The sequence below is a fragment of the Massilia sp. PWRC2 genome, from assembly GCF_049896725.1.
In the GTDB taxonomy this organism is placed as follows: Bacteria; Pseudomonadota; Gammaproteobacteria; order Burkholderiales; family Burkholderiaceae_D; genus JAFCUW01.
The window spans coordinates 127,580-150,949 of the sequence record NZ_JAFCUW010000007.1; the positions used below are offsets into that span (position 1 = coordinate 127,580).

Below are 23,370 nucleotides of genomic sequence, written 5' to 3' on the forward strand. Positions count from 1 at the left end.
AGCGCGGCGGCCCGCTGGCGCTGGCGCTAGCGCCCCCGCCGCTTGCCTTAGTGGACATTCACCTTTGCCATGCGCATGACAAGATAGATGCCATACAGCGCCGCCAGCCCCACCAGGATGTAGATGACGCGGGCGATCGGCGTTGCCACCCCGAACAGGCTGGCGACAATATCGACGCCCGCCAGACCGACCGACGCCCAGTTGAGGCCGCCAACAATCATCAAGGCCATGGCCAGGTAGTCAAGTGCCGATACACCCGTGCTGCGCCGGCCCAAGATGGGCGTTTGGCGGCGTTCGGGGGTGTGGCGGCGATCATTTGCGGGAATGTTCATGGTTGCCATCGTAAGCTCCTTGTATCAGAGGATCGACGCGGCGCCCTACGCGCGACGCCGCGGCCGGCCACGGCGCCGGCATCACGGTTGGACAGCGTTTGCCACAAATAGTTTAACGGGACAGCGAAAAAGCGTGTGCAGCCATTGCGCGCGGCGCGGGCACTAGCCCTTCCAGGTGCGCTGCAAGCCGGTGTCGGCGTGAATCCAGCCACCTTTCGGCCCGGCGCGGTAATAAAAGCCCACGCCACCCTGGCGGAAACTGCGCACCAGTCCGCCCAGCACCTCGGCGTTCAGATTGGCGATGCGGATATCGGCCGCCATGCCGCGGATGTGCAGCGATTGGCGCGCCGCCGGCACGCCCTGCTCAATGAGCTTTGCATTCGAGCGCGCGGTGCGAAATCCCGACAGGATTTCCAGCGGATGGTCGATGCCGTAGCGGGCCACGAAAGCCTGGGTGCCCCACAGCGTTTCAAACAGCTTGGGGTCGATGGGAGCGGTTTCCTTGCCGTTGACGTCGCGCATCAGGTGACACAGTTCCTGGTAGGCGGCGTCGATCACTTCGCCATCTTTCCAGTACAGCACGTTCGCCCGCTCGCCACTCTGGGGACGGATCACCGACAGCGTCCGCGGCCGCAACCAGAATTCGAGATCGAGCGCCTGGGCATCGAAAATGTCGGGCGGTGGCGCCATGTCGGTGGCGGCAGCAGCAGCGGGCGCCAGGCCGGCAGCACGGCTGGGCGTGGCAACCCTGGCATGCGCGTGCACGCTGCTGGTGCCGCTGGCACCAGCAGCACCAGCAGCACCAGCAACACCAGTTGCACCAGTGGCACTGCGGCTGCCGCTGGCACAGCCGATCAGCGGCGTCGACAGCGCACCGAGCGCCGTCAGGGTCAAACCTTGGTATAGAAAATCTCTGCGCGAAGCCATATCAAACGTCTGTCAAATCGAGGCGCTCACTATAGCCGATGCGCTGGCGCCGCACGCCGTCAAGGAGAAAAAAATGCACCACGGATTGTCGAGATCGATGCGCGCAGGGTGAGCGCTTACAGCGATGGATGCGGGTTGCAACTACAGAAGCGCTTGCTGCCGCTGTTGTGGCCGGGGCTGGTACCGGGGCTGGTACCGGGACTTGCATTGAGCTCCTTCCACAACAGATTGCATTCAAGACCGTACGAAGTCTTGTCGCGGCCGGCGTCGTTGTAACCGAAGCGCGCGTAGAACTGCTGGCTGTTGCGGGTGCCATCGATGCGCACGGTGCCCACCCCCCATTCGCGCGCCTTGGCCTCGGCCGCGCGCAGCAGGGCGGTGCCCACGCCGTGGCGCTGCGCCTGCGGCAGGACGTGGCACAGGGCCAGCTTGCCGGCCTGGTTGATAAGGGCAACGCCGACGATGCCGACGCTGCCGATGTCACCCCCAGCAACATGCGGCTGGTCGGCCAGCGCCATTTCGGCCACCACCATGTAATTGGCCGGCACCGCCATCCACGCGGCCACCTGGGCCGGGTGCTTGTTGCCCAGCCAGGCATCGAGTATGGCAGGCTCGTGGCGATGGTCGTCGACGCAGGTTTCCAGTATCGCCAGACGCAACACGGTACAAACGGCGTCGGCGTCGGCGGCCACGGCCGCGCGGGTTGTCAGTCCGATTTTCATGAGGAATGCATAATGGTCAAGAGGAAAAATTATTGCTAACTACCAAGCAGTACATTCCGTGGACTATACACTTAAGCGTGACGACTTGCTGTGCGCACCCCCAGCTCAGGCGTGCGCCCGCACCCGAGTAAGCTTATGACGAAAATGTTGTTCCAAAACTTGTCACACTTCACCATCATGGCAGTCTGTTACTTTTGAGGCATATACACCATGACCGCTCCCCGTTCCCTGTTCAGCCGTCGCCTGCTGCTGGCGTTCACCCTGGCCCCCCTTGTCCTGGCGCTGCCGCTGGCCGCCCGCGCCGCCGACCCCGAGCTGCTCAACGTGTCGTATGACGTCGCCCGCGAATTGTACAAGGACATCAACCCCGCCTTTATCGCCGATTACAAGCAGAAAACCGGCGAAACGGTGGTCATCAAGCAGTCGCACGGCGGCTCGAGCAAGCAGGCGCGCTCGGTGGCCGACGGCCTCGAAGCGTCGGTGGTGACGATGAATCAGGCAAATGACATCGACATGCTGGCCGAGCGTGGCCTGGTGGTCGCCGACTGGGCCAAGAAATTTCCCAACAATGCAGCGCCGTATTATTCGACCATGGTGTTCCTGGTGCGCAAAGGCAATCCGAAAAAGATCGCCAGCTGGGACGACCTGGCCCGGGCCGACGTCAAGGTGGTCATTCCGAATCCTAAAACCGCCGGCAATGGCCGCTACACCTACCTGGCAGCCTGGGGCTCGGTGCTGAAAAAAGGCGGCACCGAAGCGCAGGCGCGCGAGCTGACCGGGCGCATTTTCAAGAACGTGCCGGTGCTCGACGGCGGCGGTCGCGTAGCCACCACCACCTTCACCCAGCGCCAGATCGGCGACGCTCTGGTGACGTTTGAAAACGAGGTGCAACTGGTGCGCGCCGAGTTCGGCGACAATTTCGAAGTGGTCTATCCGGCCACCTCGATCCTGGCCGAATCGCCCGTCGCCGTGGTCGACAAGGTGGTCGACCGCCGCAACGTGCGCAAGCAAGCGACTGCTTACCTGAATTTCCTGTATTCGGATGCAGGCCAGGAAATTGGTGCCAAGCACTTTATGCGCGTGCGCTCGGCCGCCGTGGCGAAGAAATATGCCGCCAATTACAAGCCGATCACCCTGTTCACGGTCGACGAACTGTTTGGCGGCTGGAAAGCAGCGCAAAAGAAACACTTCGATGATGGCGGCGAATTCGACAAAATTTATAGCCAAAAATAGCATGACGGGGACGCGCCGGCGGCGCCCCCTGCTGCAATAAAAACAAGCTAAACAGTAGAAAGCATGGTTATTTTAAAAAGGCCCAGCCGCAGCGCTGGGCCTTTTTTCTGATTAATAGCGAGCCGCAGCACAATTGCGCCCGTGCGGCATAGACATAGCGCAACATGAATGCTATCTTCCAAGTATCCGTATGTTGCCCCAAATCCAGTATCTATCGATCTCCGCCTGCCGCGCGGACCCGATAGTCAATACCGCCAAGAAAAGTTTAAATGAAAAAATTGTTCGCCACCCTGGCGCTGTCGATCGCGACCAGCAGCGCCTTTGCCGGACCGTTTGGTTCGCAATCGGTGCTGGTCGTCGAAGATGACACCGGCAAAGTATTGATCGAAAAGAATGCGAATGCCGTCGTGCCGATTGCCTCGCTGACCAAGCTGATGACGGCCATGGTCGTGCTCGACAAAAAGCAGGATCTCGATGAAGCCATTTCGATCGACAAGGTCGATGTCGACATGCTCAAGCACAGCACCTCGCGGGTGCCGGTGGGCGCCAGCATTGCCCGCCGCGACGTCCTGCAACTGGCGCTGATGTCGTCGGATAACCGCGCCGCCGCCTCGCTGGGCCGCACCTACCCGGGCGGTACCGACGCATTCAAGGCGGCCGTCAAAGCCAAGATCGCCGCGCTGGGCATGACCCAGACCACCATCGAAGAGCCGACCGGCCTGTCGCCGAATAACACCTCGACCGCGGCCGACCTGGTCAAGATGGCGGTGGCGGCCTCGAATTATCCGGAAATCACCCGCATCACCACCGACGCCAAGGACATCATCACCATCAATGGCCGCGGCGTCGAGTACCACAACACCAACCGTTTCGTCGGCGCCAAGGGCTGGGATATCGGCCTGTCGAAAACCGGCTACACCCAGGAAGCGGGCCGCTGCCTGATCATGCGCATCAAGGCGGCCGGCAAGAACGCCACGCTGGTGCTGCTCAATGCGGGAGCGTCGTCGACGCGGGCGTTCGACGCCCTGTCGATTCGCCGTCTGATGAGTGGCGACGCTGCGCCGGCGGTGCGGGTCGCGCGCGGCCATGAAGCACGCGCCGTCAAGGTGTCGCTGCGCTCGCGCCTGGCGCGCCGGCTGAAGGCGCGCGGCGGCAACTAAGTCCGCTCAACCAAGCCTGCTCAGTCACGCTCGTTCAGCGGCGCGCCAGCATGGCGCGCAAGCCGCTGGCGCGGCGTGTTTTACGGACGATCGCTTCGGCCAGGATGCCGGCGGCCGGCGTCACCAAGGTAAAGCGCTGGCGCGCCCGCGTGATCCCCGTATAAATCAGTTCGCGCGCCAGCATGGCGCCGCCCGCCTTGGGTAGCACCATCACGGTGTGGGCAAATTCCGAGCCCTGCGACTTGTGGACTGTCATGGCGTACGCCGTTTCGACATGGCGCAGGCGCGTGGCCAGCACGCTTCTCACCTGTTCGCCCTCGAGAAAATAAACGCGCAGTGAGCCCGCACGCGCCGGGTCGGCCAGGGTCACGCCAATGTCGCCGTTGTAGACCCGGGTGCCGTAGTCATTGCGGGTGACCATCACCGGGCGCCCCACATACCACTCACCGCTTTTGCGGATCAGGCGCGCTGCCTGCAAGCGCTGCTCGATCGCCGCGTTCAAGCCCGCCACGCCCCACTCGCCGTCGCGCACCGCGCACAACAGGCGAAACTCCTCGAAGGCGCGCAGCACCGCCAGCGGCTCGCCGCCGCTGGCCTGCAGGTAGGGGCGGTAGCCCTCGACCGCCAGCTCGACCAGCTGCGGCTGGCGCGCATGCTCGATCCACGCCACCGCTGCGCCTGGGTTACCATCGCCGGCGCCGTCACCGGCGCGCAGCACCTGCTCGGCCAGCGCCACATCGCCATGGTTGACCGCCGCCGCCAAGGCACCAATCGGGCCGCCGAAGCGGTGACTGTGGCGCAGCATGACAGTCTGCTGGGCCAGCGCGCCGGCTTCGCCCAAAAAGCGTGGCGGCAGCGCCTGGCCGGCGGCGGCGATGGCGTAAGCGGCGGTGGCGCTGTCGTAACCGCCGTCTTCGGCGTGTTCGCACAGGTCACCGAGCACTGCGCCCGCCTCCACCGACGACAGCTGGTCCTTGTCACCCAACAGCACCAGGGTGGCGTGCGCCGGCAGGGCGTCGAGGATGGCCGCCATCATTTCCAGGTGCACCATCGACGCTTCATCGACGATCAGCACGTCAAGCTCGAGCGGATTGGCGCGGTGATGGGCAAACAGGCGGGTATCCGGGTGCGCGCCCAGCAGGCTATGCAGGGTGCGCGCCGCGCCAATCCGCTCGGTGCCCGCCTGCAGGTCAAAGCCGGCGCCGCTGTCGGCCATGCGCGCGGCCAGTTGGTACAGCGCCTTGTCGATCGACTGCTTCAGGCGGGCGGCAGCCTTGCCGGTGGGCGCCGCCAGCGCGATACGCAACGGCGCCGCGCCGGCACCGGCCAGCAGCAAGGCCAGCAGGCGCGCCACCGTGTAGGTCTTGCCGGTGCCGGGACCACCGGTGATGATGGCGACGCTGCCACGGGCGGCGATGGCGCAGGCCAGCCGCTGCCAGTCGGTGTCGGTGTCGCTGTCTGCGCCGTCGGCTTTGGCGTCATCGAACAACAGCCCCAGCCAGCGGTGCAGCGCCGCGCTGTCGACCGGGCGCGGTGCGTGCGCGCGCGCGCTGATGGCGGCGGCCACGGTGGTCTCGTCGCGCCAGTAACGGCGCAGGTACAGCCGTTCACCATCGAGTACCAGCGGCTGGTCGTAATCGAACTGGCCCACCTGCCACACCTGGCCGGCGCCCGCCAGCAGCGTCAGCCAACCCTTCACATGCCTCGGTAACGGCGCCGCGCTGGCCGCCAGCGGCGCCCATTGCGCTTCGCTCCAGCCCAACAGTGCGCACGGATCGGCCGCCAGCTCGGCGAGCATCAGGCAGCTGTGGCCGCGCCCTTCCAGCTCCGACAGCAGCACGCAGGCGAGCAGCAGCGGCGCACTGGCGGCGCTGCCGTCAGCCTGCATGGCGCCGACAAAGCGGGCGAACACGCCCGACAGCCGGCGCAACTGGCCCGCCTCGGTCAGTTGCGCCACCTGCTGCCACAGGGCGTCGAGCGCATCGGGAACATCGGCTGCCAGCGCCGCGGCGTGCTGGTTCATGGGGGCGTCTCCAGATCGTCGCGTGCAAGTCCCAGCAAGGCATCGAGGCCATCGAGTAAATCGCGCTCTGGCGCGATCAGGTAGCAGCCGCGCGTGTCGGCATTGGCCACGCCGCGCAGGAACAGGAACACGGCGCCGCCCAGCTGGCGCGCCGGATCGTAGGCGGCGCCCAGCCGGCTGCGCAGCAGGCGGTGCAGCGCCAGCATATAAATGGCGCCCTGCACATCGTAGCGGTGCGCCGCCATCGCGGCCGCCATGGCGGCGCCGGTATAGGCGTTGTCGGTGCCACCGAGCGCGTTGGATTTGTAATCGAGTACCCAGTAGCGGCCCTGGTGCTCGAACACCAGGTCGGCAAAGCCCTTGAGCATGCCGTGCAGCTGGCGCTGCGGCAGCGCTGGCCGCGCCACCCCACCGAGCAGGCGCTGGCAACACAGGCGATCAAGAGCAGTGGCATCGAGGTGCTCGCTAGGGAACCAGAATTCCATCTCCGGCAGCACACCCGTGAGGTTGGCCAGCGCCGCATCGAGGGGCGGCAGAACGGTACTGACCACCAGCCGCAGCCAGGCAATCGCGTCCTGCTGGCGGTTGCCCCAGCCGGCGCGCTCGATGCGGCCAGCGAGGCGGCTGTCGAAATTGGCCGCATGTACGCAATCGAAGCCTTCGGCGGCCATCCATTCGAGCTGCTCGTGCAGAAAATTACCGGCGACGGGACCGCGCGGGAAACGGTGCCACGGCGCCTCGTCGATGCGCGCTGTGACCGCACTGGCGCTGGCACGGGCACTGGCACTGGCACCGGCGTCATCTTCGAGCAGCGTGGCCTCCTGCGCGCGCATCGGTAGCGTCGTGCTGGGGCGACTGAGCGAGGTGAATGAGCCAACCGACCAGTTGCGTTCAAAGCGGCCGTTAAACGGCGTCGGCGGGCGCAGCGGCGCCGCGGCGTGCGGGCGCGCCAGCGCCGTCAGCGGCATGCCATCGCCATCGCCTGCTGCGGTCGCGGCCACGCTGATCACGGCGATCGCTGCGGTGGCAGCGTCGCCGCGCAGGCGCGCCAGGTGCCCCGCAACCTCGCCGGCGGCCATGCGGGCACCGCCGCCAAGCAGGTAGCCGAACGCCGATTCATGCAGGCGGTTTTCGCCGGCCTTGCGGTCGGCGATCGGCGTCACACCCAGCCACAGGAAATGGCGCGCCCGCGTGACGGCCACGTACAGCAAACGCAGGTCTTCCTCCAGGCGCGCGCGGTCGACGGCGGCGAGCGCCTCGTCGCTCAAGAACAGGTCGAGCTGGTGCACGCCGCTGCTGTCGCGGTACGCAAAAAAACTGCGGTTACGGCGCTCGGTGCGGCGTGCGCTGACCGCGAACGGCACATACACCAGCGGGTATTCCAGCCCTTTCGACTTGTGCACGGTGACCACCTTGACCAGCCCGGCGTCGCTCTCCAGCCGCAAGATGCGCTCATCACCGCCCTCGCCCAGGCCAGCCTGCTGCTCGGCGAACCAGCGGATCAAGGCCTGCTCGCCATCGAGGCCGCGGCTGGCCGTTTGCAGCAATTCGGCCAGGTGCAGCAAATTGGTCAGGCGGCGCTCACCGCCCGCCTGCGCCAGCAGGGCCGGTGGCAGGCCAAGCTCGTGAATCAGGCGGCGCAGCATGGCCAGCACGCCCTGGCGCTGCCAGATCGCATGGAGCGCCTTGAGCTGCTCGACGCGCTCTTCCCACGCCAGTTCATCGGTGGCCATGCGTGCCAGTTCGGCCAGCGGCAGGCCAGCGGTGGCGGTGGCAAACGCCGCCCGCGCCAGTGCGCCGTCGAGCGGATTGGCCACCGCGTGCAGCCAGCGCAGCACATCGGCCGCTTCGGCGCTGTCGATCACCGAGTCCTGGTCGGACAAATACACGCTCTTGATCTGGCGCGCCATCAAAGCGCGCCGCACCGCCGCCGCTTCCTTGCGGTCGCGCACCAGGATGGCGATATCGGCTGGTGCGAGCCGCACGAACTGCTGGTCGCGCTCGAAGCCCACGCGCGCATCGTTGAGCAGGCCCACAATGTGTTCGGCGCAGTGGCCGGCAAACAGCGTGCGGTAGGCTTCCACCGCGATGCCGTCGCCGGCCGCCGCGTCCAGCACAATGGCCAGCGCCTGATGGGGCGCAGCAGCGCCGACCAGTTGCTCACGCTGGACGGCGGCTTGCACCGGGTCGAACGGCAGCGGGTGCTCAACGCTGGTGCGAAAGCGGAAGGCGCCACCAGCAAATCCGGCCGGCTTGCCATCGGCCCGGCCCTCGGCATGCATGAACAGGGTATTGACAGCGTCGACCAGCGCCGCCGTCGAGCGGTAATTGGTGCCCAGCTTGTAGTGGCGGCCGGCGGTGGCGCGGCGCGCCGCCAGATAGCTGTGGATGTCGGCGCCACGAAACCCATAAATCGATTGCTTGGGGTCGCCGATCAGGAACAGACCGCGCGCGCCATCGTTGTCGGCCACCCGGTACAACAGGTCGAACACCTCGTACTGGTCGGGCGAGGTGTCCTGAAATTCGTCGACCATCGCCACCGGATACTGGCTGGTGATGCGCGCGCGCAGGGCGGCGCCATTCGGGCCCCGCAGCGCATCCTTGAGCCGCACCAGCATGTCGGCAAAGCCGAACTGGCCGCGGCTGGCCTTGAGCTGGGCCATGCGGCGGGCGACGCTGGCGGCGGCGTGGCCAAGGATGCGGTGCTTGACCGGCACCAGCTGCGCCAGCGCCGCCGCCAGCGCTTCGGTAGCGTCAAAACAGGCCGGTACGGCCAGGATCGAGCCGCCGGTACAGGCGTCCAGAATGCCGGCCGGCGTCAGGCGCTTCCAGGCCGCCACGCTCAGCTCCGGCGTGACCATGGTGGCATCGAGCGCCCACGCGCGCAGCGCTTCGAACCATTTGACCAGCGACTCCGGCTTCATCTTGCCGCCATGCAGACACTTGGGGGCCAGTGCGCGCTGGGCGGCGATCCACTGCTCCATTGCATTGGCCCGGTCGGTCCAGCCAGCCTTGAGCGCGGCCAGGGTGCCGGCCTGGGCCCGTTCGGCGCGCGCGATCAGCGCCGCCAGCGGCTCGTCGCGCACGACTGGCAGGCTGGCCACACGGGGCACCAGTTCGCGCACGGCATCCTTCAGGGCGCCGACGTCGCCGCAGCAGGCCAGCAGCGCGGCCAGCGCGGCGCTGCCGAGCGGGTAGACATTCTGCCGCCAGTAATCATGCACAGCATCCTCGAACAGCGCGTGTTCGTCGGCCACCAGTTCTTCGTCGAACAGGCTGCCCGAATCGAAGGCGTGCTCGCGCAGCATGCGCTGGCACCAGGCATCGATGGTGAAGATGGCCGCTTCATCCATCGTCTCGGCCGCCAGCATCAGGCGGTGCGCCGCCTGCTGGCGCGCGCTGGCGCTGTCAAACGCTGCCGCCAGCGCGGCCAGATAAGGGTCGCTATCGTGTTGACGGCCAGGGTCGGCGCGAAAAAACGCTGCCGCATCGACCAGCCGCTGGCGCACGCGGTTCGACAGTTCGCGCGTGGCCGCGCGGGTAAACGTCATCACCAGAATGTCGGGCGGCAGCAGCGGCCGCCCGAAACCCTGCTCGCCGCCGTGACCCAGCACCAGCCGCACATACAGCGCTGCAATGGTCCAGGTCTTGCCGGTGCCGGCGCTCGCTTCGATCAGGCGCGAACCGTGCAGGGGAAAGCGCAGCGGATCGAGGACGGCGCTGGCGTTGCCTGGCACATCGGTAGAATGGATCGGGGCGTTCATGCTGCGCCCGCCTGCAAGGGCGAGACGGCAGTCTGCTGGCCGATCCACGCCAGCAGCGGCCCGTACAGCGCGTCGGCGCAGGCCAAGGCGTCGGGCTGAGCTGCCAGCGCCGCAAAATCGGGCCACAGGCGGGCCAGGCAGGGGTCACGCTCGACTTCGCCGGCGCGCAAAAACGCCCCTTCGTAGACGGCCCGCGCAGCGTCGCCATTGAGCCAGGCCAGCGCTGTCAGGCAGGCCAGCGGCAGTGGCGCATCGAGGTTGCGGCGCCACAGTGCCACCAGCGCCGTCAGCGTAGCCAGCGCCGCAGCCGGTTCGAGTGGCGCCATCTCGACGATGGCGTCGCGCGCCACCAGGCAGCCGGCCACTGGCTGGCCGCTGGCGGCGGCGGCCAACTGGCGCAGCCACGGCGCAATCAGTTTGTCGGCGCGCGGCTGGCCGTCCTTGTCGAGTACTTTCGAGGAAATGCGCATCAGCCAGGTACGCTCGCCACCGTGCTGGCGCTGGCGCAGGCGGTCGATCCAGTCGTCGATGACGATGGCGCCGGCGCGCTCCCCGGCGGCATCGTCAAAGCGCAGGCTGACCGCCAGCTTGGCCGCGCTTTCGGGCAGCTGCGCCAGCTGCGCCAGCCAGGCGGCGCGTACCGGCACCAGCGCCTCGACCAGTTCGTCCTGCCACATCTGGCCGCGCAGGCCGATCGGCAGCACCCCTTCGCGCGCCAGCCGCGCCGCCCGCGCCGCCAGCGCGGCGCGCACGCCGGCATGGGCATCGGCATCGGCATCGTCCATGCTGTCGTCGAGCAGGCTGTCTTCCAGCGCATAGCGTTCGAGGGCGTCGAAACCGAACGGTTCCTCGTCCTGGCCGAGGGCGTCGTCGTCGACAAAACGGACGTCGAGGCGGCGGCGGAAAAAATAGCGCGCCGGCTGGCGCACAAAGGTGGCCAGTTCGCCCAGCTTGAGTTGATAGGGCGCTTCCAGTACGAACGCTGGCAGCGCAGCACTGCTGGCCGTTAGCGGTGCGTGCGCCAGCCGCCACTCGCTGGCGTAGCTGGGCAAGCCGCCCTCTTCGAAATAGCGGCGGCTAAATGGCTGCAGCGCGTGCACGGTGGTCAGGGTGGCGGGGTCGATATGAAACCCGGCCAGCACGTAATCGCGCAATTGCGACACCAGCACCGATGGCGGCTGCTCGCTGTTGTCGCGCACATTGCGGCCGACCCAGCTCACATACAGCTTGTCGCGCGCTGCCAGTAATGCTTCGAGCATCAGGTAGCGGTCGTCGTCACGGCGCGAACGGTCGCCTGGACGCGCCATGCCGGGCAGCGCCAGCAGATCGAAATCGCTGTGACTGGCGCGGCGGGGGAAATCGCCGTCGTTCATGCCAAGCAGGCAGACCACCCGGAACGGCACCGCGCGCATCGGCATCAGGCTGCAAAAGGTGACGCCACCGGAGACGAACTGGTGGTTCAGGGTGGGCTCATCGAGCGCCCCCAGCCACGCTTCGCGCAGCACCGCCAGTGGCACCGCCTCGTCGAAAGCGGCGTCTTCGCAGGTTTCCTGCCAGCCTTGCAGGGCGCCGTGCAGTTGCGCCAGGGTCAGGCAGTCAGCGTCGTCGGCGCCGTCAAAAAAAGCAGCCAGCAGGGCGCGCCCCTGCTGGCACCACTGGGCCGGACTGCGCGCCTGCGCCAGCGCGGCGCGCCAGGCCAGCAGCGTTTCGATCAGCTGCGCCAGCGAGCCGGCCAGCGCGGCATCGAGGCCGCCCACTTCGGCATACGGTTCGACCCCATCGAAACTGGCGCCGGCGCCGCTGGCGTAACCGAGCAGCATGCGGCGCACGCCGAAAATCCAGGCATTCTGTTCGCCCGCCGAGCCCAGGCCCAGGCCATCGCGGTGCTGCTGGTCGAGCCCCCAGCGCACGCTGGCACCCTCGATCCAGCGGCCCAGCGTGGGCAGGTCGTCGGCCGTCAAGCCGAAGCGCGCCGACACCGCCGGCACGTCGAGCAGGTCGCGCACTTCGCTCTGGCGGCAGCGCTGCTGCGGCAGGCGCAGCAACCACTCGAGCGCCACCAGCAGGGGGTTGACGCTGCGGTCCTTGACGTCGCCGATTTCGAAGGGAATGAAGCGCGCATCATGGCGCCGGTGCTGGTCGAAGACGGCGTGGATGGCGGCCGAAAAGGTATCGATATCGGGCACCATGACGACGATGTCGCGCGGGCGCAGCGGCGCCGGATTGGCCTGCTGCGTGTCGGCGGCGAACCAGCGCAGCAGCTGGTCATGCAGGATCTCCACTTCGCGCTGGGCGCTGTGGGCGATGTGAAATTCGAGCGAACCATCGCCGGCGTCGGCCGCCAGCGGCACATGTTCGGCCAGCGGCGTCAGGTCGCGCACGGCGGCCTGGATGCGCCCCAGCAGGTGCACGCCCGGTTCTTCGGTGAACAGGTCGACCCGCATATTTTCGAAACGCCCCTGGGCGGCGCTGTCGAATTCGTCGAGCAGGCGAATAAAGTCGCGGCCCTGGCGGCCCCAGCTCGCCAGCAGCGGATGGGCGTGCGCGTGCATGTCTTCGATTGGCAGATGCGACAGGTCGGCGCCGCCGCGCGGCCGCTGGCGGCGGTAGGCGGCCTTGAGCAGCTGGCGTCCCTCGATGATGTCGCCCCAGTAGAACTGGCAGGGATTGGGCACCGCCAGCAGCACCTGGCAGTAGCGCGACAGCGCCGCCAATGCCTGCAGGCTCTGGTGCGGCAGCGCCGATATGCCAAACACCACCACCCGGCGCGGCAGCCGGCCCAGCGGCGCCACGCCGGCGTCGCTGGCATCGATGAACAGCTGGTGGATGTCGGCGCGGCCGCTGGCGCGCTGCGCCGGCGCCAGGCTGGCGTGCACCGCCCGCCACAGGCGCGCCTGCCAGCACTGTTCCGGCGGCAGCGGCAAGGCCTCGCCGCCAGCCAGGCGCAGCAGATCGCGCCCGCCAGCCCAGTCTTCCAGCCAGTCGGCGCGGTACACCTGGTACTGGTCGAACAGGTCGGCCAGCCGCGAGGCCAGCTGCAGGCGCCGTTCGGCGTCGCCGGCGCCAAGAAAATGGCGCAACGGTGCGAACACCGGCTCGTCGGCCAGCGCCGGCAGCATGCGCATCAGGCGCCAGGTCAGCGGTCCCTTGTCGAACGGCGAGCGTTTCGGCACCCGTTCGCCGCCCAGCATGCCGCGGTACGCTTCCCACAGAAAGCGCGCCGGCAGCGCCACCCGGGTAGCGGCGCAGACGCCGGCCTGCCCGGCCAGCGCAATCTTGAGCCACTCGGCCACGCCGTTCGATTGCACCAGCACGATTTCCTGCTCGAGCGGCGCCAGCGGATGGCGCTCGAGCCAGCCAAATACGGCGGCGCGCAGCAATTCCATCTGGTTGCCGTGCAAAATCAGCAGGCCGGGCGTGACGGGTGACGACATGGTGCTCCGGTTGGAAAGGCCGCCGTACGGTGACGGCGCGCGGGCACCATTATAAAGAACTGCATCAACCAGTGCGCAAGTGGGCCCTGCCGGCCGCGTCCGACCTGGCCACAAGCTCAGGCAGCACTGACGGCGTACGCCGCGCTGATGTGCTGCACCAGCAACTGGCGGCGCGCCGCCAGCGTCGCCAGCAGGGATTCGGCAGCGTCGAGGGCAACCGCGCGCGCGCCGTCGCCGCCATCGCCGTGGCCATGGCTGGCCAGCGCCGCCGGCACCAGCCGCGCCAGTGGCTCGAGCTGCTCGAGCTGGGCGCAGGTGGCGGCAAAATCGGCGGCACCGACGGCGCGCGCCGCCGCTTTCAGGCGGTGCCCCAGCGCCGCCAGCCGTTCGAGGTCGCCCTGGCGCACGGCATCGGCAATGTCATCGAGACCATCGGCCGAGGCGTCGAGGAACATCATGGCGTATTTGCGCATCTTGTCGGCATTGCCGCCAAAGGTCAGCGCCAGCGCCGCCTGATCGAACACGCCACCAGCGAACGTGCCTGTGTGCCCTGCGCCGATGCCACTGGCGCCGTGCTGGGGCGCCGGCGCCGTCGCCCGCTTGCCAATGGCGCCGGCGATGGCTGAAAACAGGCGCCTGGGCGAGGTCGGCTTGGTGATGAATTCATCCATGCCGGCCGCCAGCGCGCGTGCCTGGTCGGCGCGGCCGGCATTGGCCGTCAGGGCGATGACGACGGCGTCGCGCAGGCGCGGGTCGGCGCGAATCAGTTCGGTGGCCTCGAACCCGTCCAGCACCGGCATCTGCAGATCCATCAACACGCAGTCGAACGGGCGCCGCAGCATCTGGTCGATCGCTTCCTTGCCATTGCTGGCCAGGGTGACGGCGGCGCCGGCCTCCTCGAGCAGTTCGTGCGCCACCTGCTGGCTAAACAGGTTGTCCTCGACCAGCAGGATGGCGGCGCCGGCAATATGGTCGAGCAGCGCGGCGGCGGCCGGCTCGGCGCCGTCGCCGGCAAAATCGATGCCCTGGCACAGGCGGGCAGTGAACCAGAAGGTGCTGCCCTGCCCCGGTGCGCTGCGCACCCCCACAGTGCCGCCCATCAGTTCGACCAGCTGCTTGCTGATCACCAGGCCCAGACCGCTGCCGCCATACTTGCGGGCGGTCGACGGGTCGGCCTGGTGAAACGATTTAAACAGTTCGCCGATTTCGCCCTCGCTCATGCCGATACCCTGGTCGGTGACCTCGAAGCGCAGTACCAGATCAGCGCCGTCAGCGCCGTCAGCATCGTCACCGACGTCGGCATCGACGCCGACGCTCACCCGCACCACGCCGCGCTCGGAAAACTTGATGGCGTTACCGGTAAAATTGAGCAGTACCTGCTCGAGCCGCAGGGGATCGCCGCGCAGCTGGCGCGGCAGCTCGGGCGCGACACTGACCTGCAGCGCCAGTCCGCGCGCCGTGGCCGCCGCTTCCAGCTGCGACGTCAGGTTATGCAGCAGCGTCGGCAACGAGAAATCGATGATCTCCAGTTCCAGCTTGCCCGCTTCGATCTTGGAAAAGTCGAGAATATCGTTGATGATGCCCAGCAGGTGCTGGCCCGCGTGGTGGATTTTTTCCAGGTAATCGCGCTGCCTGCCATCGAGCGCGGTGTTTAACGCCAGGTGCGACATGCCGATGATGCTGTTCATCGGCGTGCGAATTTCGTGGCTCATGTTCGACAAAAAGTTACTCTTGGCCTCGCTGGCGGCGTCGGCCTGTGCCTTCAGTTCGTGCAGCTCGGTGACATCGGTCGACAGGCCGATCACCGCGTGCACCACGGCGTTCTCGCCCGTGCCCTGGCGCAGCGGCACCTTGACGGTCCAGAACTGGCGCACGGCGCCGTCGCGGCGGTTGAACTCGAACTGGCCGGCCTGCTGGCGGCCGCTGGCGAACACTGCGCGGTCGCGCTCCCAGTACTCGTCGGCCAGCGCCGCGGGCAGCACTTCGCGATCGAGGCGGCCAATGACGTCCTGCGGCTGCAAACCCATGGCGGCCGCGCACGGCGGATTAATGTAGGTAAAACGGCGCTCCTTGTCCTTCATGTAGACGTGGGCATCGATATTTTGCAACACCGTGTCGAGCAGCAGGCGCTGGTCGCTCTGCTGGCGCGCTGACCAGTACATGCGGACGAAAAAACTGTAGACCAGCAGGGTGCCGAACAGTCCGACCAGCAGCGCCGCAATCGGCAGGGTGCGGTCAAAACCGTTGTACATGGCGGCGTCGGGCAGCGCGATGCGCAGCTTCCACGGGTGGTCATGCAGATACAGCGGCAGCACCGCCTGGAAGCCGCCCCTGGGCGCCTCGGCGACGCCGTACAGCAGGCGCTCGCCGGGGCCGATGGCGGCGCCGGCGGGGGTGGCGGGGGTGGCGGTTTCAGCTGCACTGGCCGCGTTGGCCGGGGTGACGGCACTAAACAGTGCCATCTGCAGCCCCGCCACACCGACCTGCCCGGACAGGCCTTCGATCAGCGCCGGCACCGAAAAGCCGATGCCGACCGAGCCCAGATAGGCGGCGCGGCGCGCCGTTACGCTGTCGGTCAGGGCGCCCTGGCGGTACACCGGCACGCTCATCCCCATCCGCAGGTGCGGATACGGCAACTGCACCGGCAGCGGCGTGCCGGAGGCGGCCACCGTGCCGCTGTCGCGCGCCAGCGCCAGCGCGGCGCCGATCTCCGGGTGAGCGGCCAGGTCGATGCCGAAGCGCTCGCCCGGCGCCGCCCCCGGCTCCAGATAGGTCAGCACTTCGTAGCGCGCGCGCCGGCCGGACGGACGGATATCGAAATCGCGATAGCCGGCGCTATCGAGACTGCGGTCGGCGCGCACGCCGGCGACGAACTGCGTGCGATCGGCATCGTCGACGGCGGCGGCGAAAGTGACCGCCTCGACTTCGGGAAAGTGGCGCTCGATGCCGAGCGCGCTGACGTAGCGGTGGAATTTCAGGCGCGAGACGGCGCCATCGCTGGCCTGAAACAGCGCCGCAGCACCCCGTGCGAGGTCGCCAAAACTCGACAGGCGCGCACTCAGGCTGGCCTGGGCGCCGCGCGCCAGGCCGTCGAAGCGCTGGCGGGCGTCGTCGCGCACGGTACGGGCAGCGAGCCCATAGAGCACGCAGCCCACCGCCAGCGCCAGCACCATACCTGGCGCCCACAGCAACAGGCGTTGCCTGGCGGCTTGCTTGACCTTGCTGCGCATGGTGGGGCTGATCACTGGCGTCATGGCATAGCCTCGCTGCATGGACGGTGGCGGCGCCGGGATTGCCGCCACGCCGTGCAGCAAAGAATACTATTAATAACGTCAGGAAACCATCAGCACACGTGCTTTCGGGGCCACAATGGCTTTAATGCAACACGCATACGCCCCACCCCGTTCATGAGGCCAGCTTCTGGCCGAACAGCGCCGCATAGGTGGCATCGACATCGATGGTCAGGGCGACCGCCTGTTCGATGCCGATCTGCACGGGCGGCCCCAGCCGTTCGATGACGACGCCGGCACGCCGCACCAGCCGCTCGAGCGCGGTGGTGGTGACGGTGACGTAACGCTCGATGCCATGCTGGCGCCCATACAGCACCATCTCGGCGAACGATTCCATGGTGATCTGCGAGAGCCCAAAGGCCGAGTCGCCGTCGGTTTCGATGGCAAAGCGCGACAGCTCCCAGATGCGCGCATGGACCGGCGCATCGGCGCCGTGCAGCAACTGCGAAAATGAATCCTTGAGCATGTACGGCCCTTCGGTGGGCAGCAGGCGCCAGCAGCCGCGCAGGGTGCCTTTACCGGGCTCGCGGATCATCATGTAAAACGGGTCGAGAGCGTCGTAGCCATCAATTTCCATGCCGGCCAGGACCGGCACTTCCCACCCGAGCCGGTCCTTGAACACCTTGGCCCGCAGCTTGTGCATCTCCCACAGGTCTGGCGATTTGAAGTCCTTGCGAGCGGCGATCTGAATTTGCATTGCCATTTTGAAACCCTCCCCATCTGGTTAAAGTTATGCAGCGCGCATTAAGAATCCGCCTTTTATGGCCGCTGAATAACTAGCAGATGTGATAGCTGGAAAGCAATTGCGTCAGTGGAATACTGCAAGACTCGTAGCCAAACAGGGAGAAAACATGGAACAGGAACTCAACGTGCAACGCGCGCAGGCCCCGATTTTGCCACCATCGTCGCCATCATCGACGGCAGCGTCTGCACTGCCGGCCAGGGCGACCAGCGATGGCCCGGCAGTGCCCGTGCGTGTCAACGGTCCAGTAGCTTTGCGACAATTTCGCATGAGCAAACGCGAAAGCCAGGCCACCTTCTGGGCCCGCTTCGGCGTCACCCAGTCGAGCGGCAGCCGCTTCGAAACGGGCCTGGGGGTGCCGCCGGCAGTGGCGCTGCTGGTCAAGCTGTATGCCAACGGCAAGCTTAACGATGGGGATCTTCTGGGTTGAGGATGCCCAGGGCGATCGCCTTGACCAGTGCCTGCTGGCGCGTGCTGACGTTGAACTTTTGCCGGATATTTGAAATGTGAAAGTTCACCGTCGCCTCGGCACAATCGGTGATGCGCGAAATCTCCCACGACGATTTGCCCGCCATCACCCATTTGAGCACTTCCAGCTCACGCCGGGTCAAGTGCGGCACCGACTCGGCGGCGCTGTGCGCGCGCAGAAACGGCAGTGACGATTCAAAGGCGTAATCGCGCACCAGCGACAGATCGGCCATGTAGCCGGTCAAGCGCTCATTAAATGCGTTACCGGGCTTGATGTCGCTGGCAAAGCTGATCAGGCCGATTTCGCCATTGCAGCCGTGCATGGGAAAAGTGATGCCGGAACGGATGCCGTGACCACTGGCTTCTTCGTAGACGGCCATCTGCTCGCTGCGGGTAAACGCATCCGGTTCCCACACCAGCGGCAGTACGCTGCCCATGCAATGGGCCACGGTGGGATCGACGTAATGGAGTTTTTCTGCTTCGTAACGCTGTCGCCATGCCGAAGAATAATTACTCTGCAAGAAAGAACTTTCAAGATTGGCATGCTTCGATGGCAGCGCCGCAAACATGACCGAGGAAAAACCGAGGTCAGCGGCAACATCAAACAGTGCCGCGCTCCAGGCGGCTTCGGTACGGCTCTCTAGCAACCTCGATAGTTGGCTGAACTCCAGCATCGTTCTCTCCCTATTAAACGCGGCCGCGCGGCAGCACGGCTGGTTGCGTTCAGTATCACAAAGCCTAGGGGAGTTTTAACTAAAAATCAAATTTCAAACGTTACCAACAATGCACTTTGATTGCGCCAAATATTTGTTAAAAAACGTTAATTAGTCGATAGCACCGCCCATTTGTATGGACGGCGGCCAGGGACGCCGCCGTCTGCGACGACATCCCATAACTTTTCCATTGGAAATGTTGTCGTTCTTTTCAGAAATGTTAGCAAGAAATTCGAAATAAGCCGCTGTGCATACTCAACTGCGTGCGGTGGCGGGCCGTTCTGCCATGCGGTCGCGCCATGCCTGGACCTGGCCGAAGCCTTCGGCACCTGGCTTGAATTTCATCAGGCCGCGGGCAAATTCGAGCGCGCACCAGGCGGTGATGTCGGCGATGGTAAAGCGCTCGCCGGCCACGTAAGGGTGGCTTGCCAGTTCGCCGTCGAGCCAGCGCACCGCCTCGCGCATTTTTTCGCCCTGCGACGCCCCGAAGTCGGCAAACTGCGGCTGCTCGAGCATGGCCAGCCCCGGGTGCGTATGGCGCACGCAATTGGCAATCGTCGACAGCAGGTGCAGTTCGACGCGGCGGTCGGCCATTTCAATGAAGGCGCGCTCTTGGGCATCGGTGCCCATCAGGTTCGGCAGCGGGTAGATCGCTTCGAGGTAGCTGCAGATGGCGCGGCTCTCGCACAGCACGCGGCCGTCATCGAGTTCCAGCGCCGGCACCCGGCCGAACGGATTTTTGGCCAGGAAGTCAGCGCTGCGGTGTTCGCTGGCAGTCAAGTCCACCAGCACCGTCTCGATGCCGCTGATGCCCTTCTCGGCAACGAAAATGGCGACCCGGCGCGGATTGGGCGCAAAGCTGCTGGTATAGAGCTTCATGGCGCCACGTCCTTGTTTGACTGCCCCATCTCCACCATGCTGCGGGCGGCGACGGCGAAGCGCTCGGCGGCGTCATCATCGCGCGTCAGGTCGCGCGCCGACGGTGGTTGCAGCAGGCCGGCCTGGACGGCGGGGCGCTGGCGGATCGCTTCGATCCAGCGCTGCAGGTGCGGCAAAGCCTCGGTCGACACCCCCGACCAGTGGTGGGTGCGCACCCAGGCCCAGTTGGCGATGTCGGCAATCGAGTAATCACCGGCGAGGTACTCGTGCTGCGCCAGCTGACGGTCGAGCACCTTGAACAGGCGCCGGCTCTCACCCTGATAGCGGTCGATGGCGGGCTGGATTTTTTCGGGGAAATAGCGGTAGAACACATTCGCCTGGCCCATCATGGGGCCGATGCCGCCCATCTGGAACATCAGCCACTGGGTCACCAGCGAGCGGCCCTTGACGTCGGCAGGCATCAACAGGCCGGTTTTTTCGGCCAGGTAGAGCAGGATGGCGCCCGACTCAAACACGGCAAAGTTATCCAGTGCGCGATCAACGATGGCGGGAATGCGGCCATTCGGATTGATCGCCAAAAACCAGTCTTCCTTCTGGGTGTTCTGCTGCAGGTCGAGCACGTGCAGGGTGTACGGCAGGCCCATCTCCTCGAGCGCGATGGATACCTTGTGGCCGTTCGGGGTGGCGGCGGAATACAGGTCAATCATGAAAAGTCCTTCGAAAAAATGGCAGGTGGAGACGGCGCGCGGGCCAACGGCGGCGGCAGCGAGCAGCCGGTGTGCTGCGATCATAGCCCGATTACGGCGCTGCTGCCCGCTGCTGCCGCGTTGACATGTGTGGCGAATATCTTTAGATTGAGTGACGTTGTGATAATCCATTTACACTGCATGCTGCACGCTGGCTCGGTGCACGACGATTGTAAGCACGCCGTACGTATTTACCCAATGCGGCCGGCGCCGGACCCGCTTCACAGAAACCACCCCTCTCTCTGCCCGACCACAAAGGAATTTCATGCAACGCCGCCCGATCGCCGCCGCCACCGCCCTACTGTCGCTCATGCTTGCCATCCCGCTTTCAGCCACCTCGGCCGCCACCGCGGCCGCCGCACCCAAGGGCGCCCGGCTCGAGCAAACCACCCAGCTGCCGCGCGGCGTGCGTCCCACCCATTACGACGTCGCCCTGGTGCCCGACGCGGCCCATGCCAGTTTCGCCGCCACCGTCACCATCAGCATCGAGGTGCAGCAGCCGACCAACACCATCACCCTCAATGCCACCGACCTGGCGTTCAGCCGCGTCACGCTCACGCAAGGCAGCAGCGTGCCGCAGGTTGGCGCCGTCAGCATCGACGCCGACGCCCAAACGGCCAGCTTCAAGTTTGCCCAGCCGCTGGCCAAGGGCAGCTACCGCCTCACGCTCGACTACACGGGGGTGATCGGCCAGCAGGCGGTGGGGCTGTTTTCGCTCGATTACGACAGCACCAGCGGCAAGCAGCGCGCGCTCTACACCCAGTTTGAAAACTCCGATGCGCGCCGCATGATTCCATCGTGGGACGAGCCGTTCTACAAGGCCAGCTTTACCTTGCAGGCGACTGTCCCCGCCGGCCAGATGGCTGTCAGTAACATGCCGGCGGCGTCGACCACCGTGCTGCCAGACGGCCGCCAGCTGGTCAAATTTCCCGCTACCCCGAAAATGTCGACCTACCTGCTGTTCTTTGGCCTGGGTGACTTCGAACGCGCCAGCACCATGGCCGGCAACACCGAAGTGGGCGTGATCACCACGCGCGGCGGCAAGGACAAGGCGGCCTTCGCACTGGAAGCATCGAAGACCATCCTGAAAGAATACAACGCGTATTTCGGCGTGCCCTACCCGCTGCCGAAACTCGACAACGTCGCCGCCCCCGGTCGCAGCCAGTTTTTTGGGGCGATGGAAAACTGGGGCGCCATCTTCACCTTTGAATACGCCATGCTGCTCGACCCGGCCATCTCGACCCAGTCCGACAAGCAGAATGTGTTCTCGATCGCGGCCCACGAAATGGCGCACCAGTGGTTTGGCGACCTGGTCACCATGCGCTGGTGGGATGACCTGTGGCTCAACGAAGGTTTTGCGTCGTGGATGGAAAGCCGCATGACGGCGCAGCTGCACCCGGAATGGAACACCGAACTGGGCGCCGTTGGCGTGCGCGAAGGCGCCATGGCGCGCGATTCGCTCGCCTCGACGCACCCGGTGGTGCAGCACGTCGACACCGTCGAACAGGCCAGCCAGGCGTTCGACGACATCACCTACGCCAAGGGCGAATCGGTCATCCGCATGCTGGAAAACCATGTGGGCGCCGAAGCCTGGCGCAACGGTGTGCGCCTGTACATGCGCACGCATGCGTATGGCAACACGGTGTCGGACGACTTCTGGAGCGCCATCGAAACGGCTTCGCACAAAAAAGTGCGCGATATTGCCCACGACTTCACCCTGCAGCCGGGCGTACCCTTAATCACCGTCAGCAGCGCCGCCTGCCGCGGCAGCAGCACCCGGGTCGAACTGACCCAGGGCGAATTTAGCCGCGACCAGCCGAACAAGACTGCGCTGCGCTGGCGCGTGCCGGTGACGCTGCAAAGCGTCGGTTCGAGCCGCCCCGTGCACACCATCGTCACTGGCGGCAAGGCCAGCGTGAGCGTGCCAGGCTGCGGTCCGGTGCTGGTCAACGCCGGCCAGACCGGCTACTACCGCACCCTGTATGCGCCGCAGCAGTTGGCCCCGCTGACGGCCGGTTTCGCCACCTTACAACCGATCGACCAGATCGGCCTGATGGCTGACAGCTGGGCGCTCGGTCTGGCCGGCTTGCAGAGCCCTGCCAATTTCCTCGACCTGGCCGACGCCACCGCGCCAACGGCCGATGCGCAAGTGTGGGGCACCATCGCCCGCGTGTTTTCCGCCATCCATGCGTACTACAAGGGCGATGCGGCCCGCCAGCAGCGCTTCGACAACTACGCAATTTCCCGCCTGGCGCCGGTGTTTGGCAAATTGGGCTGGAACGCCGTCACCGGCGAAAACGGCACCGCCGCCAACCTGCGCGAGCAGCTCCTGGTGACGCTGTCGAACCTGAATGACAAGGCCACCATCGCCGAAGCGCGACGCCGCTATCAGGCCGGCGCTGGCGATGACGCCATGCCGGCGCCGCTGCGCAAGGCCATCACCGCAGTGGTCGCCCAGCACGCCGACGGCGCCACCTGGGACGCACTGCGGCGCAGCGCACAAGCCGAAAAATCGCCGATGATCAAGGACCGCATGTATGCGCTGCTGGCCTCGAGCGATGACAGCGTCCTGGCAGGCCGCGCGCTCGAGCTGGCATTGACGGACGAACCGGGCGTGACCAACAGCTCGGCGATGCTGGCAACCGTTGCTGGCAGCCACCCGGAAATGGCCTTCGATTTCGCCCTGGCCAACATCGACAAGGTCAATCAACGGGTCGATGCGACCTCGCGCAGCCGCTATTTCCCCGGCCTGGTCGCCAGTTCGTCGGAGCCGGCCACCATCGACAAGATCAATGCCTATGCCAGCGCCAACCTGGCGCCCGGTTCGCGGCGCGAAGTCGACACCGCAGTGGGCGGCATCCGCTACCGCATCAAGGTACGCAATGAGCGCCTGCCGGCAATCGACCAGTGGCTGACGGCGCACGGCAAGTGAGCACT

General features: G+C 66.1%; 15 protein-coding genes. 4 read left to right on the forward strand and 11 right to left on the reverse strand.

The features are described from left to right. Nucleotides 1–47: 47 nt before the first annotated feature. From ACP7BZ_RS14940 to ACP7BZ_RS14950, 3 genes are all read right to left on the reverse strand, one after another. Nucleotides 48–332, reverse strand: coding sequence for a DUF378 domain-containing protein (locus tag ACP7BZ_RS14940; protein ID WP_426114472.1), 285 nt, complete (start codon nt 330–332; stop codon nt 48–50). Between the two features lie 162 nt (nt 333–494). Then, a complete protein-coding gene (locus tag ACP7BZ_RS14945; protein ID WP_426114474.1) occupies nt 495–1,259 on the reverse strand; it encodes a YcbK family protein in 765 nt (254 codons plus the stop codon). A gap of 116 nt (nt 1,260–1,375) precedes the next feature. After that, nucleotides 1,376–1,981, reverse strand: a complete 606-nt coding sequence (locus ACP7BZ_RS14950) for a GNAT family N-acetyltransferase (protein ID WP_426114476.1) — start codon at nt 1,979–1,981, stop codon at nt 1,376–1,378. Nucleotides 1,982–2,191: 210 nt separating this feature from the next. Between ACP7BZ_RS14950 and ACP7BZ_RS14955 the strand changes: the two genes are divergently transcribed. Then, entirely contained in the window at nt 2,192–3,214 is a 1,023-nt protein-coding gene (locus tag ACP7BZ_RS14955) for a sulfate ABC transporter substrate-binding protein (protein WP_426114478.1), read from the forward strand. 269 nt (nt 3,215–3,483) lie between these two features. Then, entirely contained in the window at nt 3,484–4,374 is an 891-nt protein-coding gene (locus ACP7BZ_RS14960) for a serine hydrolase (protein ID WP_426114480.1), read from the forward strand. A gap of 34 nt (nt 4,375–4,408) precedes the next feature. Here ACP7BZ_RS14960 and recD read toward each other — a convergent pair whose 3' ends face one another. The 5 genes from recD to ACP7BZ_RS14985 all read right to left on the reverse strand — a co-directional run bounded on the left by recD (nt 4,409) and on the right by ACP7BZ_RS14985 (nt 17,588). After that, nucleotides 4,409–6,397: an exodeoxyribonuclease V subunit alpha gene (recD, locus tag ACP7BZ_RS14965; protein ID WP_426114482.1), complete on the reverse strand. Its 1,989-nt coding sequence runs from the start codon at nt 6,395–6,397 to the stop codon at nt 4,409–4,411. Next, complete coding sequence (recB, locus tag ACP7BZ_RS14970; RefSeq protein WP_426114484.1) at nt 6,394–10,161, reverse strand: exodeoxyribonuclease V subunit beta; 3,768 nt, start codon at nt 10,159–10,161, stop codon at nt 6,394–6,396. Before recB ends, recD begins: the two co-directional genes overlap by 4 nt. Beyond that, complete coding sequence (gene recC, locus ACP7BZ_RS14975) at nt 10,158–13,595, reverse strand: exodeoxyribonuclease V subunit gamma (RefSeq protein WP_426114486.1); 3,438 nt, start codon at nt 13,593–13,595, stop codon at nt 10,158–10,160. The genes recB and recC overlap by 4 nt, the downstream gene beginning before the upstream one ends. A gap of 116 nt (nt 13,596–13,711) precedes the next feature. Continuing rightward, nucleotides 13,712–16,849 carry a CHASE domain-containing protein gene (locus tag ACP7BZ_RS14980; RefSeq protein WP_426114488.1) on the reverse strand — a complete coding sequence of 1,046 codons (3,138 nt, stop codon included), beginning with the start codon at nt 16,847–16,849 and terminating at the stop codon, nt 13,712–13,714. A gap of 151 nt (nt 16,850–17,000) precedes the next feature. Then, nucleotides 17,001–17,588, reverse strand: a complete 588-nt coding sequence (locus ACP7BZ_RS14985) for an acyl-homoserine-lactone synthase (protein WP_426114490.1) — start codon at nt 17,586–17,588, stop codon at nt 17,001–17,003. A gap of 148 nt (nt 17,589–17,736) precedes the next feature. Between ACP7BZ_RS14985 and ACP7BZ_RS14990 the strand changes: the two genes are divergently transcribed. Next, the gene (locus ACP7BZ_RS14990) at nt 17,737–18,057 is read left to right on the forward strand and encodes an XRE family transcriptional regulator (RefSeq protein ID WP_426114492.1); all 321 of its coding nucleotides are present in this window, start codon (nt 17,737–17,739) and stop codon (nt 18,055–18,057) included. Here ACP7BZ_RS14990 and ACP7BZ_RS14995 read toward each other — a convergent pair. The 3 genes from ACP7BZ_RS14995 to ACP7BZ_RS15005 form a co-directional block, all read right to left on the reverse strand. Beyond that, complete coding sequence (locus ACP7BZ_RS14995; protein ID WP_426114494.1) at nt 18,032–18,769, reverse strand: autoinducer binding domain-containing protein; 738 nt, start codon at nt 18,767–18,769, stop codon at nt 18,032–18,034. The genes ACP7BZ_RS14990 and ACP7BZ_RS14995 overlap by 26 nt on opposite strands. Before the next feature lie 294 nt (nt 18,770–19,063). After that, entirely contained in the window at nt 19,064–19,687 is a 624-nt protein-coding gene (locus tag ACP7BZ_RS15000; RefSeq protein WP_426114496.1) for a glutathione S-transferase family protein, read from the reverse strand. Then, a complete protein-coding gene (locus tag ACP7BZ_RS15005) occupies nt 19,684–20,394 on the reverse strand; it encodes a glutathione S-transferase family protein (protein WP_426114498.1) in 711 nt (236 codons plus the stop codon). Before ACP7BZ_RS15005 ends, ACP7BZ_RS15000 begins: the two co-directional genes overlap by 4 nt. Nucleotides 20,395–20,698: 304 nt before the next feature. Between ACP7BZ_RS15005 and ACP7BZ_RS15010 the strand changes: the two genes are divergently transcribed. Further along, entirely contained in the window at nt 20,699–23,365 is a 2,667-nt protein-coding gene (locus ACP7BZ_RS15010) for a M1 family metallopeptidase (protein WP_426114500.1), read from the forward strand. The last annotated feature ends 5 nt before the right edge of the window (nt 23,366–23,370 follow it).

What these genes read in the sequence shown, in the direction of transcription:
- ACP7BZ_RS14940 (WP_426114472.1), bottom strand. Translation starts at nt 332, where the DNA reads ATGAACATTCCCGCAAATGATCGCCGCCACACCCCCGAACGCCGCCAA.
- ACP7BZ_RS14945 (WP_426114474.1), bottom strand. Translation starts at nt 1,259, where the DNA reads ATGGCTTCGCGCAGAGATTTTCTATACCAAGGTTTGACCCTGACGGCG.
- ACP7BZ_RS14950 (WP_426114476.1), bottom strand. Translation starts at nt 1,981, where the DNA reads ATGAAAATCGGACTGACAACCCGCGCGGCCGTGGCCGCCGACGCCGAC.
- ACP7BZ_RS14955 (WP_426114478.1), top strand. Translation starts at nt 2,192, where the DNA reads ATGACCGCTCCCCGTTCCCTGTTCAGCCGTCGCCTGCTGCTGGCGTTC.
- ACP7BZ_RS14960 (WP_426114480.1), top strand. Translation starts at nt 3,484, where the DNA reads ATGAAAAAATTGTTCGCCACCCTGGCGCTGTCGATCGCGACCAGCAGC.
- recD (WP_426114482.1), bottom strand. Translation starts at nt 6,397, where the DNA reads ATGAACCAGCACGCCGCGGCGCTGGCAGCCGATGTTCCCGATGCGCTC.
- recB (WP_426114484.1), bottom strand. Translation starts at nt 10,161, where the DNA reads ATGAACGCCCCGATCCATTCTACCGATGTGCCAGGCAACGCCAGCGCC.
- recC (WP_426114486.1), bottom strand. Translation starts at nt 13,595, where the DNA reads ATGTCGTCACCCGTCACGCCCGGCCTGCTGATTTTGCACGGCAACCAG.
- ACP7BZ_RS14980 (WP_426114488.1), bottom strand. Translation starts at nt 16,849, where the DNA reads ATGACGCCAGTGATCAGCCCCACCATGCGCAGCAAGGTCAAGCAAGCC.
- ACP7BZ_RS14985 (WP_426114490.1), bottom strand. Translation starts at nt 17,588, where the DNA reads ATGGCAATGCAAATTCAGATCGCCGCTCGCAAGGACTTCAAATCGCCA.
- ACP7BZ_RS14990 (WP_426114492.1), top strand. Translation starts at nt 17,737, where the DNA reads ATGGAACAGGAACTCAACGTGCAACGCGCGCAGGCCCCGATTTTGCCA.
- ACP7BZ_RS14995 (WP_426114494.1), bottom strand. Translation starts at nt 18,769, where the DNA reads ATGCTGGAGTTCAGCCAACTATCGAGGTTGCTAGAGAGCCGTACCGAA.
- ACP7BZ_RS15000 (WP_426114496.1), bottom strand. Translation starts at nt 19,687, where the DNA reads ATGAAGCTCTATACCAGCAGCTTTGCGCCCAATCCGCGCCGGGTCGCC.
- ACP7BZ_RS15005 (WP_426114498.1), bottom strand. Translation starts at nt 20,394, where the DNA reads ATGATTGACCTGTATTCCGCCGCCACCCCGAACGGCCACAAGGTATCC.
- ACP7BZ_RS15010 (WP_426114500.1), top strand. Translation starts at nt 20,699, where the DNA reads ATGCAACGCCGCCCGATCGCCGCCGCCACCGCCCTACTGTCGCTCATG.